Genomic DNA, 15,232 nt, shown 5'->3' on the forward strand with positions numbered 1-15,232 from the left:
TCCCCTTAGTAGGCGCCAGAAAGCAGCGTGCCGCCGCCGGGCACCCGCGTGTCGAGATCGAGCGACTTGAGCATCGCCCAGGTCGTGGCGATCGCCGCGGTCAAAACGGGCTTGCCGACCTGCGCCTCGACAATTGAGACGGCGGGCAGAGACGGCATCTGCACACATGCCGACAGTACGACCGCGTCGACGTCGCCGATCTGTTCCATGCTGGCGACAATGCCGGGAAGACGGGCCGGGTCGTGCGCGGCAACCGCGAGATTGTCCGAAATCTCAAGAGCGCGCCATTCCGCCACTTCAATACCCTCGCTGCGGATATAGTTCACGACCATCTCCGTCAGCGGCATCATGTAAGGAGCAACGATAGCGACCTTCTTCGCGCCAATCGCCTTGATGCCGTCGACAAGGGCTCCCGCGGAGGAGACGACAGGCGCTGGATTGCCGTTGTCGACGGTGACCTGGTGCAGCCTGGCCTGCGACTCGCGATGATAGCCGTGCCCCATCGACATGATCGCCACGAGGCAGGCATAACCCATCACATCGACCGCAGCGTCGGACAGTTCAAGCGCGCAGCGGTCACTCGCCGCATCCATCGCGGCCAATTCCTCCTTCGTGACATGCTTCATCCGCATGCGCGAGGAATGGAAGGTGAAGCGCTCGGGCGAAATCGTCTCACGCACACGCAGGAGTGCCGGAATCTCGGTTTCCATCGTGATGTTGGAGCTCGGCACGATCTGGCCGATGCGATAGGTTCTCATCAGAGTCTCCTTATTTCCATGAACAACGATAATTCGTCATTTGTATAAATTCAAGGAGAATTGACAGCCCTGATGGTTGCCAACGCGCCACCTATGCGGAGTGCCGACGGCGTCGATACAGGGCCACCTGTCGCTCCCGACATATTATATTAATGCAAATAATATAATGCTATACGGCTATCTCGTCCTCGAATGGGCCGTGACCCGACATGGATTCTCATCCGTTCGTCGGGCTAATCGAGACCCATGCCGAGCATGTCAGGCCGAGCTACGAGCAGGATTAAATTCTTCACTCGCTTGATTATTGGATGAAATGACCATGCTGGCTTCGACCTGCGCATCCGTTGCACCGGTCGCGCGAGCCTCTCCGGTGAGTTCAATGCATCGAACAGGCACGCCGACTTATCCACCTGTAATTGGGAGCACGGCGAAGAGGCCGTCGAGTGATCACCGCCGCAGTGCCAACGATTGATGAAACGGGTTGCCATATTCCTGGTCGCCGTTCCGACGCTTGGCCCCACGCGGCTGCTTTTTCCTTCTGTGCCGGACAGGTGCTCACCTATCAGAGGAACCACAGCCATCCCGCAACGCCAATGGCTCACCGGCTCGGCGGGATTTCTCCGCGGCGCCTTCCTCCCCGTTGCAGGGTACAGCGAGGAGGAAGGTCCGTTGAGGAACTAACTTAAAATCCCTCGGTCAGAACCGGATGGTCGCGTCCACGCTATATGTGCGCGGCGTGCCCCGAATAAGATAGTCAAGCCCGGCGAACCTAAGGCCCAAGCCGTAGGTGAAATATTTCTCGTTGAAGAGATTCTTCACGCCCACGCCGACCGAAAAACGTTCGGCATTATACGCCAGGCGCGCGTTGGCCACCCAATAGCCGGGCTGCGCCAGTTCCACGGTTTCCGCGATGTCGTAAAAGACGCGCGAGGTATAGGTGCCGTCGAGATTGAGATCGACCGTGGCGTCGCCGATTTCCGCGAGCACGAAATCGCCGGTGAGGTTGAGGCTCAACTTGGCGGCATTGGAAATCTGGTTCCCCGCGACATCTACGCCACTCGTGCCCGTCACGGTCGCATTGTCGCGATATTTCGGATCCAGAACGCCGACGCCGACGCCGAGCGTCACCCGGTCGACAGGTCGCATGGTGATGTCGCCCTCAAAACCGCGAACACGTGCGCCACTGATGGAACGCAGCGGAAACAGCCCGCCCGCCTCCGTTACGACGACCTGCTGGTTGTTATAGTCGGTTTGGAACAACGTGCCGTTGACCGTCAACGCGCGGTCAAGCAGCGTGGATTTGAAACCGAATTCGTATGTCCGCGCGGTCTCCGGCGGCGCAAAGGTGATTTCGGACGGATCGCTGAAGGCCTGCGCATTCACGGCCCCGCTGCGATAACCTTCGCGCACGGAAGCGTAGAGCAAGACGTCTTGGGTAGGCTTCCAATTGGCGCCTACCTCAAAGCTGGTGTTATTGAAAGTGCGGCGATCGGAAAAGTTGACGATCGTCGGGAGCGCCAGCGCATCCACATTGTCACCAAGGAATGCATTGAAGTTCGAAACCGCGACTTTGTCCCGGCTGAAGCGCACACCGCCATAGACGGAAAGCGTGTCGGTTATCTCGAAGTCGCCGCGAAGATAAGCCGCATAGCTTTTGCGCTTTTGGTCGAAATCGTTCGACTGGACGAAGCCCGTTCCGGTCGGCGTGAAGCCAAAGCTGCACACGGCACCGCAGCCCGGATCCGTGAGCAGCGAATAGCTGAAGCCGGCATTGACGGAGTCATATGTGTAGAGGAGGCCAGCCTGGACATTGAATGGCCCGTCGAACGACGTCGCCAGCCTAAGATCCTGGACGAACTGCTTCATGTCTTTGCCGAAGGTAACGATAGGATCGTCCGCCTCGATTACGAGACCGTCATCGTCGCCGATATCGACCCACTTGCCCCAGTCGTAGGTAGTCACCGAGGTCAGCCGGAGGACATCGGATGCATCCCAGTTCATGATCAAGTTGAACCCGTTGCTGCGGATCGTGCGCTCAGGCGTGTGGTTCGTAGCGGTCTCAAAAAAGCCCAGCCCATCGCGGTCCGATCCGGGAAGATTGGACAGGTTGTTGCCGGGAAAGAGGATGGCGGGATCATTGAAGTCGATGTTTCCCGCGAACGGCGCGTAATTGCGCCCCCCGCTCCTGACATGGTTGAATCGCAGGGTTGCCTCGAAATTGTCCGCGGGTTCAAACTGCAGCGCAGCGCGCAAAGAAAATACGTCGGTCTGGTCGAGGTCGCCAAGGCCGGGGGTGACATTCTTGAGAACCCCCGTGTCATGCACATAGAGCGCTGCGATACGGACGGCGAGGACATCCTCGATCAGCGGGGCCTGCAAGGCACCCTGGAGCCGAACGCGATTAAAATTGCCGTAGCTGCCCGTCACATATCCTTCGGTCGTGAAGCCGGGTTTTTTCGTAACGATATTTACGGCCCCGCCCGTCGCATTCTTCCCGTAGAGCGTGCCCTGCGGCCCGCGAAGAACCTCGACGCGCTCGACGTCATAGAGCGGCATCGTTTCGAACGTCGAGAGACCGCGGATGCCTTCGTCGATGTAGATCGCGATCGGCTTGCTCTGATTTGCGGAGTAGTCGGTCGAAGAAATACCGCGAATGACAAAATTGGGCGGACCGCCTTCGCCGAAGGGGTAGTTCACCTGCGAGTTCGGCGAGAGCGTGATCAGATCGGAAATCTGCACCGCCTGGCGCGACTCGATTGCTTCGCTGCCAAAGGCCGAGATGGCGACCGGGACGTCCTGAATGCGCTGTTCGCGGCGCTGCGCGGTGACGATGATGTCGCCGGAGCCGCTTGCAACCGGCTGCTCGGCTTCAGGCTGCCCGCTCTCTTGGGCATAAGCCATCGACGGTAAGGCGAGCGGCAGCGAAGCGAGCGAAATCGCCAGTGCGGAACGGGCCGAACCGCGTGTCAAACGAGCAATCATTATACGTCTCCCTTTTTTGCATGTTTCTCCCAGCCGAGCGCAAGAACAGCCGCCGATCAGCGAACCACTCCCGTTTTCTCGGGCAAGGCGCCCCCTCAGCACTTGATATCCATCCTCCCCACTCCCGCGTGGGACCAAACACCCGCCGCGGGAGAAATTCGGCCGAACAAAAATGCAGTAAATTATTCTGCCGCATAATTAGGGCGTTTGTCAACGCTTATGCGATGCCGTCGCCGGGGGCAGCTATCCGTCGATCCAGAGCCGAGGAAAAATCGAATTAATGTTGTTATTTTTCAGCTTTTTAAGCGACCTAAGACAAGGACAATGTCCACCACAATTGCCCCTGACCTTGCCTTTCTCAAAAATCATCAGTCGCATAAATTAGTTGCGATCCGTGACGGAATTGCTACCAATTCGAGGCGCTCGCGGCCGACTCGATTCACGGCGACATGGCGAGCGGCAGTTGCCAAGCGCTGGCCCCTAACGGCCTTGCGGAGTTGGGCATGAACAAAATGGGGCGAGGCTATGCGAAACCTGGACTTGGCGAGCTCCGCGGAAGGCGGGTCTCATTGCCGGTCATCCATCGGCCCTGCGGTGCCGCGCGGAGTGTATGCAACTTCGAGAAATTCGCTGGGACCAAGCCGCTCTCCGTTAAAATCAGCATCTGACGCGACCCAAAGCCGCTCATGGAGAAAAGCATGACACACTCAAATGCCGCCACTGCTTCGGCGCTGGGACAGCCCGCCGTTGAAGGTCAATCCGTTGCGCTGCCGCGCTCGCTGAGCACGTTTCGGCTCGCTGTCTTTGTCATCGCGGCCGTCGCGCCGCTCGCCTGCGTCATCGGGGTGCTTCCGGTTGCGCTGGTGTTCGGCAGTGGAACTGCCCTGCCCCTTGCCTTCGTCATTTCCACGGTCGTCACGGCGCTGTTCGCTGTGGGCTATTCGGCGTTCAGTCGAGAAGTGGTGGTCGGCGGCGCATTCTACACCTATATCGCGCGCGGCCTTGGTCCAGTGGCAGGCTTGGGGGCGGCCGGCGTCGCGGTGGTGTCATACACCATGTTCGTGCCTGGCGGCTTCAGTTATCTTGGTTATATGATGCAGACCACGTTCAGCGACTTGCTCGGATTTAATCTCCATTGGGTGATCTATTCGCTGACGGCCTGGGTCATTATCGGTTTCTTTGGCCTTCGCCAGATCGACTTCAGCGCCCGGGTGGTGCTGATCGTCATCATGATCGAGTTTATGCTACTGCTGCTGTTTGATGCCATCCTTGTCGGGCAGTTGGGCAGCGCCGCATTCCCGGCCCAATCATTGGAAGTCAGTGGCCTGACAAGCGGCGCACCGGGCGTTGCGATCCTGCTCGCCTTTACCTGCTACTTTGGGATCGAGTCCGCCGCATTGTTTTCCGAGGAGGCCAAGTCGCCCCAGAAATCGGTCGCCCGGGCTACTTACATCGCGATCTTCACTATCGGCATCTTCTACTTCGTCACGTCGTGGATCACGGTAGGCGCGATCGGGCCCGATAATATCAGGGGCATACCCGAAGCGGACGTCGGGCTCATCTACTTCAAGCTGAGCAACCAGTATGTAAACAGCGCATTCACAACCATCATTCAGGTCGCGCTCGTTACCAGCATGTTTGCTACCGTCCTCTCCATGCATAATGTGGCGGCACGCTATCTGTTCGTGCTCGGCCGTCAGGGCTGCCTCCCGCGCGTTCTCGGTCGTGCGCATCCCGTCCATGGGTCGCCCTCCGCAGCTAGCGCCACGGTGTCGGTTGTCGCGCTCATCGTTTTTACGAGCGCAGCCTATCTGGGACTGCACCCGATGCTCGGACTTGGACTGATCGTTCTGGGTTTTGCGGCGGTTGGCGTCATGTTCATGCAGGCGCTCACCAGCCTCGCGGTCGTGTCCTATTTCCGCAAACATCCCGAGCGCCATCTCTGGCAGCACGTCATCGCGCCGATCCTGGCATTTCTCGGACTGTTGGTGGCACTATACTTTGCGGTTACAAACTTCGAATATCTCAGCGGCAGCCAGAATCCGGTTGTCAATCGGTTCCCGATCGGCATCCTTATCGCGATGGCCGCTGGCATAGGGTTCGCGCTGTGGCTCCGCCGTTATCGCCCGGCCCGGTTTGCCGCGATCCAGCTGGACGACGCCTGATGGCGCGATATCGGATCACTATAACCGCGATCGTACCTGGTTCAGGCGGATTTAGAGACTGTAGCCAAGGCTGCTTCGCTCTCGGCTCAGCTCTATAGCCGTCAGCGAAGCACGTCCCTGCATAGTCGCAGTAGAGCCGCGCTTTAATCTTGGATCGAATTTCGGATGCAACAATTCTCGTGGGCCGCCCCTGATTACCTTGAGGATCAGCTGAGCCAAGAAGAACGGATGATCCGGGATACCGCGCGGGCTTGCGCTGAGACCGAGTTGCAGCCCCGGGTTGCCGAGGCTTTTGCTCAGGCGCACACCGATACCGCGATTTTTTCGGAATTGGGGCGTCAAGGGTTGCTTGGCATCACCGTTCCAGAGGCATTCGGGGGCGCGGGTGCAAATTATGTGAGCTATGGCCTCGTCGCCCGCGTGGTTGAGCATGTCGACGCCGGCTATCGTTTATTGATGTCGGAGCGATCCTCATTGGGCATGTACCCGATCCACGCGTTCGGCTCGGAAGTCCAGATGGCGAGGTATTTTCCTGGCCTGGCATGCGGCGAACTGATCGGTTACTTTGGCCTCACCGAACCGAAAGCAGACTCCGATCCGGCCGGAATGAAAACCCGAGCGCGCCGGGTCAACGGCGGCTACGTGTTGACTGGGGCCAAGACCTGGAGCTCGAATGCGCCGATCTCCGACGTCTTCATTGTCTGGCCGCCCTCGAAAGTTGATGGCGGCAAAATCCGCGGGTTCATGCTTAAAAAGGGAGCCAAAGGTCTCGAAGCTCCCAAAATCTCGGGAAAATTGTCACTTCGCGTCTCAATCGCCGGCATGTTCATGACGGACGAGGTCTTAGTGCCCGACAATGCCCTGGTGCCAGGCGTCGAAGGGAGGCGCGGGCTATTCCGTTGCCTCAATCGCGCCCGCTGCAGCGTCAGATGGGATGCGCTTGGAACGACCGAATTCTGCTATCCTGCGGCCCGCCAATATGGACGGGACCGAAAACAGTTCTACCGCTGGCGGGCTCCGCGCTTTACCAGAAGAAGTTCGCGGACGTGGCAACGAACATCGCCCTGGATCTGGAGGTGGGTCGCCTAATGAACGGGGATCGCCTCGCGCCCGAGATGATCTCAATGGTCAAGCGCAACAATCCCGGCGGGGCGCTGGACATTGCGCGCGCCGCTCGCGAAATGCATAGTGGAAGCGGCATTTCAGAGAAATATCAAGTCATCCGCCATATGGCGAATCTCGAGACGGTCAACACCTACGAGAATACGCATGATGTCCACTCCCTGATTACCGGCAAGGCAATCACGGGGATCGCGGCTTTCTGATGCCGAAAGACCCCCGCGAGCACGAACCTCCCGCTCAAGGGCCTGAAGGTCCTTGAACTGGCCCGAATTCTAGCAGGCCCTTGGGCCCGCCAGATCCTCGGGGATCTTGGCGCTGACGTATTGAAGGTAGAAAGTCCGGGGGGTGACGACACGCGCAGTTGGGGACCGCCATTTATCGACAATGGCAACGGGACACAGGACGCAGCCTATTTCCACGCCTGCAATCGGGGGAAGCGTTCGATTAACGCCGACTTCGGCAATGACCGGGATCTTGAGGAGGTGCGCAGCCTGGCGATCGAAGCCGATGTCGTTATCGAGAATTTCAAGGTCGGCGGACTGGCCAAGTTCGGGCTGGACTATGAAAGCCTCTCGGCCCTGAACCCGCGCCTCATATACTGCTCTAACAGCGGCTTTGGTCAGGACGGTCCTTATGCCGCTCGCGCCGGCTATGACTTCATCGTTCAGGGTCTGAGCGGGATCATGGACCTGACTGGCGAGCCCGCCGACGCACCGCAAAAAATCGGCGTGGCTTTGGCTGACATTGTGACCGGCCTCTATGCCGTCATCGGCATTCAGGCAGCCTTAACGCGCCGCGAACGGACCGGCCAGGGTGACCATGTCGATGTCGCGCTGCTTGACTGCATGACTGGTGTTCTTGCCAATCAAGCGATGAACTATTTGGCGACACGGGAAAATCCGGCTCGGCTGGGGAACGCACATCCGAATATCGCACCCTATGCGGTGTTCCCTGCCAAGGATGGCTGGTTGATCCTTGCGGTGGGCAACGATGGTCAGTTTGATCGTTTTTGCAAGGTCGTCGGGCTCGACGATCTGCCGGCGTCACCTTCCTTCGCGACCAATTCCTCACGGGTCGCCAACCGGGACGCTTTGGCCGCAATCATCAGCGCGATCACGCAATACTGGTTGCGGGACGAATTGCTGGGCGCGCTGGAGTCCGCGACCGTCCCAGCCGGCCCAATCAATACAGTTGCCCAGGCGTTGACCGATCCCCAGATTACGGCGCGAGGATTGGTAAGACGATTTGATCGAGCCGACGCGCCCCCGGTCGAGGGGATACGCACGCCGCTGAGGTTCGAGCATGCCGACCTGTCTCTCGATTGCGGATCGCCCCTGCTAGGACGAGATCAGCCCAGCTGGCTTTGAAAGTCTGCGCTCCCCGCGGCAGCGATCATCACATCAGACGCATTGCAGCCCAGCGAAACAATAGGCCCCCGCCGCGAAGCAATGCACGCATTGCTCCTCGTTCGTCTCTTCGGCGACCGATGAAAGTGGGCGCAGGCCCTCGACTGAACCCCTTCCCGTTCCCGTATCGAGCGCGATGGACTCCACGAAGGGACGACGGAGCCGCCCCGCTTGCCGGCATTACATAAGGCTGGCTGGCCAAATAGGAAGATATCCAAACTTCCGGCCGCGTGTCATGATCGCGACGTCGAGAATGTCATAGCCGACATGGGCGAAGATATCTGCAAGGATCGGAAATATCCGCTTAAGGGTCGAAAAGCCAATTGGCCCGGCCTCGGAAGACAGACTAACCAGCCTTGTCATCAACCGTTGGTTGCGCCGCGTGCAGCATCCCACGACCTTGATCGGGAAGGCCCATTGCTTCGGGCGGCTGTTCAAAACCGCAATGGGCCCTCCCGGAAGCAATCAGTTGCCGAAGCCACCTGCTTGCCACATCTCCCGCACCACTCGCCAACCATCAGCCGTGCGCTTCAGCACGAAAAGCTGGCGAATCGTCTCTTGTTTCGTCGTCGCGGGCGGGTTGGGCTGGCAGGTCAGCACCGCAAACACTGAAGCCATGTCCCGGTCGGACGAGACAACGGTATCCTGCACGGCAAAAGCGCAGCCCTTGTTGCCATTGGGGCCAAGATAGGCAAACCAGTCGTCAAGAGCTTTGACCGATGCCTCGATCCCGCGCCTCGCTGCGACATCCCCCTCGCCGGTGATGATCACATCGTCGCTGTAAAAGCGTTTTGCGAGCTCGGTCGACGTCAAACCATCACGATTGGCCTGATCCTGGCCGGCATAGAAGGCATGGAGCTCCTGCACGACATCGGCCGCCGCCGCTTGCGCAGGCGCTTCGTGCGCCGCGACTGGTAGCGCCGGCGCACACATCAATGCGAACAGAGCCAAGCGCGTCTTAAGGTTGCAGGTCATATAATCTCCTCATTTCCCTGAGAATACGTCCGCATTTTGGACCGCGTATAATTATTTCTACGACGATTTAATTATCTGCCGACGATTTGGGTGTCAAGCCAGGATTGGCGGTTGTGCGGCAAGTCTTGAAACTCGCCCCCATTCCATTTCGGGCCTCACAGCCCGGCCAAAACGCTTTCGCGGCGGGCGGGGCATAAGCGCCGCCAGATCTGCCGCATCCCTCGCGCCACTGCCGAAAATCCCAGCCACGCCAAAAGGAGACACGCCAAATCGAGTTCAGGTCGTCAGTGAGCCATAATCCTGCTCGAAAGACGCCTGCGATGACATCGAGCCGCCTTGCCGCGCCGCCGTCCTCTCCGCCAGCAGACGAAAGTTTCGAGTCGCTAAACCACAGCATGGTCGGCTCGGGCAGAGTGCGAAGGCCATGCCCTCCGCAGTGAGCGCGCCGCGAGAATCTTTTCCTCATGTCGCTCGTCTCGCAGTGCAAGCCCATAATTCTTCGATTGCATAATTGATTTGCGTGTCGGATCTTGACCGAATACAAGGCTGCGGTCTCGCCGTGACGCGTTCAAACGGACCCACCCGGGTGCCGCATATGGCGGGCAGGTAATGAATCGCATTGGGAAGGTGAAATGGATGGATAGCGGGCTCGGCGTGCGGCCGGTAAAGACATTGGCAATCGCCTGCATCCTTTACGCGCTTTCGATCATCCTGATCAATATCGCGCCATTCTTTGTCGGGCTCTACGTCGATACGCTTCACATAAGCTTGAGCGAAGCGGGCTTCGTCCAAACCATTGATCAAGCAGGCGGCATCATCGGGGCCGTCCTAGGCTTCTTTCTCATGCCGCGCCTCTCCTGGCGGACACTGTCATTTTGCGCTGCGTTCGTGGCAACGATGGCCAATGCGGCAACGGCGTTGGCCGACAGTTACGTCCTTCTGTGCCTGATCAGGTTTGTCGCAGGATTCGCGGTAGTCCTGTTGACTACGGTCTCCGCATGCACCCTGGCCCGCGCGCGCGTCCCGGACCGTGCATTTGGGGCTGGACTGATGCTCGGCATGCTTCTTTCCGCCGTCGCGATCTGGGTGCTGGATGCGATAAGGACGGATTTTGGCTACAGCGCAAGCTTGGGATCGGGTGCTCTGTGGCTTTGCATCGCCGCGGGCCTCGCGCTGATGCTTCCTCGCGATCTGCGCGGGCGGACAGATAAGGTAGGCGCTTTCAGCGCCGACCCGCAACAGACAAATATGCGGGTGCTCGGCAAGGTCGGCCTCATCGCGCTGCTACTCTTTTCCATAAGCGCCAACGTCGGCTTCAGCTTTACCGAACGGGTAGGACTGGACAACGGCTTGGCGCCGAGCGCTATAGCCAGCTCCTTCGCGATCGGCTGCATATTTTCCTTGGCCGGTTGCCTGTTGCCGACGATATTCGGTGCAGCTGGCGGGCGGATAAAATGGCTGTTTATAACGACTGCATTTTTCATCATCGCACTTTGGCTCTTCTACGCTGCCACAACAATTACGCTATATATTGTCGCCTTCTCCATATATCTTTCGGTATTCAATATGGGCCTTGCCTACTATATGTCCGTGGTAGCAGAAAATGATCCCGAGGAACATTATACGCGGGCGATATATATCGTAAATGTTACCGCTCAATCGCTTGGGCCCGCCATAGGCGCCCTGATACTGATAGGTTATCCTATCGCCATTGTGTTCTTAATTGCTCCTATACCCGCAATAGGTGCCCTGCTCCTGGTAGCTCTTTATACATCGCGGCAGCCGCGCAATTTGCCGGCATCCCTCTAGATTGGCCGGAACCGTGACTGGGACTTGGCGGGTCGCCCTAGTTCGGCGTGGCAATGGTTCAACTTTGGAAAGGTAAGATCATTGGCGAGTTCAAACGACCAGGATTTGGTCGACCCGGTAAAGATTTTTGACTTCGGCAGCACATCGATGCTCGATTCCTCCGATCTGTGGGCGACGCTCTAATGGCAGCGGCAGCTGATGATTCGACGCCCCGCGGGTCCGGTGGCCGTTCATCGCCGCCGCATGCCGGAAAGTCCTTCTGGATTCGTGACTTTGGCGACTATTCTTCAAATCCCGACCTGAATACGGATATACAGTGCGACATCCTCGTCATCGGCGGTGGCATTGCAGGCCTTTCATCGGCCTGGCATGCCGCAAAAAGCGGCTTGGGCAAGGTTGTCCTGATCGAGAGCGAGATCATCGGCTTCGGAGCGAGCGGCCGCGCGGCGGGCTGGATCATGCCCCAGTTCGGGATGGACCAATTGTCCATCCGCAAGACATATGGCGTCGAGCGATCCAGAGCGGCCTTCGCATATTGTCGGCGCGCAACCGCTTATACGCGCGAGATCATCGAGCAAAATGGCATCGAAAGCGATTATCGCGTGCCCGGCCTTATGCGGGTGGCCTTTGACGACCGTTGGGTGGACGATCTCCATGACCTGTATTCGACCTACCAGGATATCGGTGTGGATACGGTCTCATGGCTGACCGCACCGGACGTGCAGGCCCATTATAACGGGAATAGCAACTTCAAAGCAGCCATCTCCGACACGGACCTTGGCTTGCTCAACCCCTGCAAACAAGTGCGCGCCCTTAAGAGACTGGCCGAAGCGGCGGGCGTTACGGTCTATGAAAACACCTCCGCGACACATATCGAGCGACGGCCCGGCGGCGTGCGGGTCATGACGCCGGGCGGCTCGATTCAGGCGAGCAAGGTGGTGATTGCCACAAACGCTTTCACGCACCAACTGCAAGGGCCAGTCGGCCGAGAACTCGCTTCGTACCAGGCACCGGTGTTCGCGCGCGGCGCGGTGACGGAGCGGCTTTCTGACAAGCAGTGGGCCGAAATTGGCTGGAAGCAGGGCAATGCGATCGAAAGCTCGCTTGACCTGTTTCACTATATGGCGCCCACCGCCGACCAACGTATCCAGTTCTACTTCATCTATTATGGCGGCCATCCCGTATGCAATGAGATGGAACCGGCGGTCAGCGCCAAGGGTGCGGACGTCTCGCTGGCACATCTGAAACGCATATTCCCGGCTCTCCGAGACGTCCGGTTGGAGCATAATTGGGGCGGGCACATGTCGGCCACGCGCGACATGGTCCCTCACTTGACGAGTATCGGTGATCAGCGCGTTATCTACATCGGCGGCTGCTGGGGCCATGGCCTTGCCATCAACCACCTGCATGGCCAGACAGTGGCAGACATGTTGGCGGAACGGTCAACGGACCTCACCGATTTCTGGATTGTCGATCGGAAGCCCAAGAGTTGGCCGGTTTGGCCTCTCGATTTTATCGGCAAGCAGCTCGTCTGGTCTTTGCTCAAGCGCAAAGTGCGTAAGCAGATACGGGGATCCATTTTCGAGGGATGCGACGGTGAGCTCCAGGAATAGGGCTACCTGCTACGGGCAGCTTGTCGCCGACCAGATGCATCTGCCGCATCGTCTCCGGCCAAAGCCCCTCCCCCTCAAACCGCGATCACACCGCGTGACTCACAACACAACGGGTCGGATCCATCCCTTCACGCTCAAAAGAGAGCTTGAATCGCCTTTTCCCGAAAATGAAGAGATCCATTGACCCCAAGCCTTAACGCCCGCTCGCAAACTGGTCCCACCCGTTCGCTTCGCGGACGAAAGGTTTCTCGATCAAATAGTTGATATCGCCGATTGGCGTTTGGTCCATCTCTCGACCGACCCGATGACCTGAATGGACCGCATCAGCCATTGTACCTGGCGCAAAGCAGTCACCAATTGCGTGGACGGTGAACATCGGTGGGTTCTCTGCAACTGTTCTACGTAAATCATGAAGCAAGCCGTCGTTCGGTGACCGGAGGCAGACCATTACCACCGTCGCCGCGGGCAAACGGATTGCTTTGCCGGTATAGATACAATGCGCCTCCACCTCGTCGGCACCGATCTCCACCAGGCGTCTCGCTGTAACAAGCTTCACGCCGAGTTTAAGCAGGGTCTGGTGAACGGCCTCTCGCTCGGATGTATATTTGAGCAGCGGGGAAGGTTCCGGATCAGGGGTAAGGAGCGTGACATCCAGCCCTTGCTTGGCAAGCTTCTCGGCGATGACACCTCCAAGATAATAACCTTCATCGTCATTTATAACGACCGGCCCTTCGATCGTCCGGCCCGCCATCACGTTGTCGGGCGTGATGACGTGCGGCTGGTCCCAACCGTTGACGGGAAATCTGTTCGCTTTGCCGATTCCGTCCCGGTCCCATGTCGATCCGGTTGCGACGACTATCGTTGTGAAGTCGAAATCGGCCACATCGGAAGCTTCAATTTCGCTTCCGAGGTAAATGTCGACATTCGCCAGCTTATGGATCTGACCAATTCGATAATCGGCTACGCGCCGGTAGGTGGACAGACCCGGAAGCGCCGATTCAAGCACGGAGCGTCCACCCAGAAAATTGCTCCGTTCCGAAAGCGCAACAGAATAGCCACGCTTTCCAAGCGTGAGTGCCGCTTCGAGTCCTGCCGGGCCGCCCCCAATTACCAGGATGCGTTCATCGGACATTTTTGCCGGAATCCGCTCCGGGTGCCAGCCACGCCTCCACTCTTCGCCGGTTGTCGGGTTCTGCGTGCAACGAATTGCGCCGCCCATATATTGCATGGAAAGGCACGTGTTGCAGCCTATGCACTCACGAATATCCTCGATGCGGCCTTCTTCTATTTTCTTTGGCAGAAAGGGGTCGGCAATCGACGGACGCGCCGCACCGATCAGATCGACCAACCCATTTTTGATGAGCGACACCATGCGATCTGGCGACGTGTATCGCCCGACAGCGACCACCGGCTTGGTTGTCACCTGTTTCACGAAGGCCGTGAATGGCTCCTGCCACCCTTCGTCGGCAAAGCGGGCTGTCATCACATCGAGATTGATGTTCTGAACATTGACATCCCACAGATCGGGCAGCTCGGCGAGCATCTCGACGACCCGCCGACCATCGCCGCTACAAGTGTAACCAGCATCGCCTAGGCCTTCGTCGACCCCAAAACGGACGGCAACGGCACAGTCGGATCCGATTTCTTCTTTGGTATCCTCGATCAACTCACGCAAAAGCCTGGCGCGATTCTCGATAACGCCGCCATATTCATCAGTTCGCCGGTTGACACGCTGCGTAATGAAGTCGCCGGGCAAGCCCATCATGTGGCTTGCGTAGACATATACGATGTCGAATCCGATATCGCGTGCGCGCCGGGCAGCAGCGCGGTGCCATCTTCTGACATCGCTGATATCCTGTTTGTCCATCTGCCGGACGACAGCTGGTACATCCATTGCGGGCCTGGGCGAGGCCGACATCGGGCGCTCTCTGGACATGCGGTTTCCGGCGAGGGCGCCCTGATGGGTCAATTCGCACCCGGCAAGGGCGCCATGCTTTTGAACCGCCTCGACCATGAGCTGAAGCCCAGGCTTATCATCATCCGACCAGAGCCGCTCCCCGCCGCTGGGGGACGAATCCGATGAAGGATGGATCATACAGAGTTCGGTGTTCACGACGCCCCATCCGCCTTCGGCCTTTATCTCTCGAAATTTTGCGGTCGCGTGCGGAGAAAATGTACCAAGCGCCGTACAATGCGGAACCTGATAGAAGCGATTTTTGGTGGTCTTGGGCCCGATTTTCACGGGCTCGAAGAGAATATCATATCGTGGATCGCGCATCTTGCCATGCCCTTCTGTTTGCCGTTCCCACCGGTCGCAAATATCCCCAGCAGACCAAAGCCGCAGCCCAGTCACAGTGCCGACGATCGTTCCGCTGTGGGCAGCCTCAGTGACGAGCAGCCCC

8 protein-coding genes and 1 pseudogene are annotated in these 15,232 nt (G+C 58.5%); 5 read left to right on the forward strand and 4 right to left on the reverse strand.

All coding sequences use genetic code 11. From position 1 onward, the window contains the following. Positions 1-5: 5 nt before the first annotated feature. Both ndpH and ACREB7_RS07655 read right to left on the reverse strand, forming a co-directional pair. Positions 6-710: a maleate isomerase gene (ndpH, locus tag ACREB7_RS07650; protein ID WP_431591704.1), complete on the reverse strand. Its 705-nt coding sequence runs from the start codon at positions 708-710 to the stop codon at positions 6-8. A gap of 744 nt (positions 711-1,454) precedes the next feature. After that, on the reverse strand, positions 1,455-3,740 hold the full coding sequence (locus ACREB7_RS07655; protein ID WP_431591685.1) for a TonB-dependent receptor: 2,286 nt from the start codon (positions 3,738-3,740) through the stop codon (positions 1,455-1,457). A gap of 698 nt (positions 3,741-4,438) precedes the next feature. Here ACREB7_RS07655 and ACREB7_RS07660 point away from each other — a divergent pair. The 3 genes and pseudogenes from ACREB7_RS07660 to ACREB7_RS07670 all read left to right on the forward strand — a co-directional run bounded on the left by ACREB7_RS07660 (position 4,439) and on the right by ACREB7_RS07670 (position 8,394). Then, on the forward strand, positions 4,439-5,905 hold the full coding sequence (locus ACREB7_RS07660) for an APC family permease (protein ID WP_431591686.1): 1,467 nt from the start codon (positions 4,439-4,441) through the stop codon (positions 5,903-5,905). A gap of 165 nt (positions 5,906-6,070) precedes the next feature. Further along, positions 6,071-7,230: pseudogene (locus ACREB7_RS07665) on the forward strand (acyl-CoA dehydrogenase family protein). Between the two features lie 42 nt (positions 7,231-7,272). Next, entirely contained in the window at positions 7,273-8,394 is a 1,122-nt protein-coding gene (locus tag ACREB7_RS07670; RefSeq protein WP_431591705.1) for a CaiB/BaiF CoA transferase family protein, read from the forward strand. Between the two features lie 504 nt (positions 8,395-8,898). Here the strand turns inward: ACREB7_RS07670 and ACREB7_RS07675 are convergent. Further along, entirely contained in the window at positions 8,899-9,408 is a 510-nt protein-coding gene (locus ACREB7_RS07675; RefSeq protein WP_431591687.1) for a YybH family protein, read from the reverse strand. Between the two features lie 636 nt (positions 9,409-10,044). Here ACREB7_RS07675 and ACREB7_RS07680 point away from each other — a divergent pair. Then, on the forward strand, positions 10,045-11,217 hold the full coding sequence (locus tag ACREB7_RS07680) for an MFS transporter (RefSeq protein WP_431591688.1): 1,173 nt from the start codon (positions 10,045-10,047) through the stop codon (positions 11,215-11,217). 182 nt (positions 11,218-11,399) lie between these two features. Further along, positions 11,400-12,830 (forward strand): NAD(P)/FAD-dependent oxidoreductase, encoded by a 1,431-nt coding sequence (locus ACREB7_RS07685; protein ID WP_431591689.1) that lies wholly within the window; start codon positions 11,400-11,402, stop codon positions 12,828-12,830. Between the two features lie 193 nt (positions 12,831-13,023). On the opposite strand, the gene ACREB7_RS07690 is transcribed toward ACREB7_RS07685, so the two are convergent. Next, positions 13,024-15,108: an FAD-dependent oxidoreductase gene (locus ACREB7_RS07690; protein ID WP_431591690.1), complete on the reverse strand. Its 2,085-nt coding sequence runs from the start codon at positions 15,106-15,108 to the stop codon at positions 13,024-13,026. Positions 15,109-15,232: the final 124 nt, after the last annotated feature.

The organism is Sphingopyxis sp. (assembly GCF_050725615.1).
In the GTDB taxonomy this organism is placed as follows: domain Bacteria; phylum Pseudomonadota; class Alphaproteobacteria; order Sphingomonadales; family Sphingomonadaceae; genus Sphingopyxis.

Bases quoted from the DNA above. Each gene is read 5' to 3' on its own strand.
- ndpH (WP_431591704.1), bottom strand. From the start codon at position 710: ATGGAAACCGAGATTCCGGCACTCCTGCGTGTGCGTGAGACGATTTCG.
- ACREB7_RS07655 (WP_431591685.1), bottom strand. From the start codon at position 3,740: ATGATTGCTCGTTTGACACGCGGTTCGGCCCGTTCCGCACTGGCGATT.
- ACREB7_RS07660 (WP_431591686.1), top strand. From the start codon at position 4,439: ATGACACACTCAAATGCCGCCACTGCTTCGGCGCTGGGACAGCCCGCC.
- ACREB7_RS07675 (WP_431591687.1), bottom strand. From the start codon at position 9,408: ATGACCTGCAACCTTAAGACGCGCTTGGCTCTGTTCGCATTGATGTGT.
- ACREB7_RS07680 (WP_431591688.1), top strand. From the start codon at position 10,045: ATGGATAGCGGGCTCGGCGTGCGGCCGGTAAAGACATTGGCAATCGCC.
- ACREB7_RS07685 (WP_431591689.1), top strand. From the start codon at position 11,400: ATGGCAGCGGCAGCTGATGATTCGACGCCCCGCGGGTCCGGTGGCCGT.
- ACREB7_RS07690 (WP_431591690.1), bottom strand. From the start codon at position 15,108: ATGCGCGATCCACGATATGATATTCTCTTCGAGCCCGTGAAAATCGGG.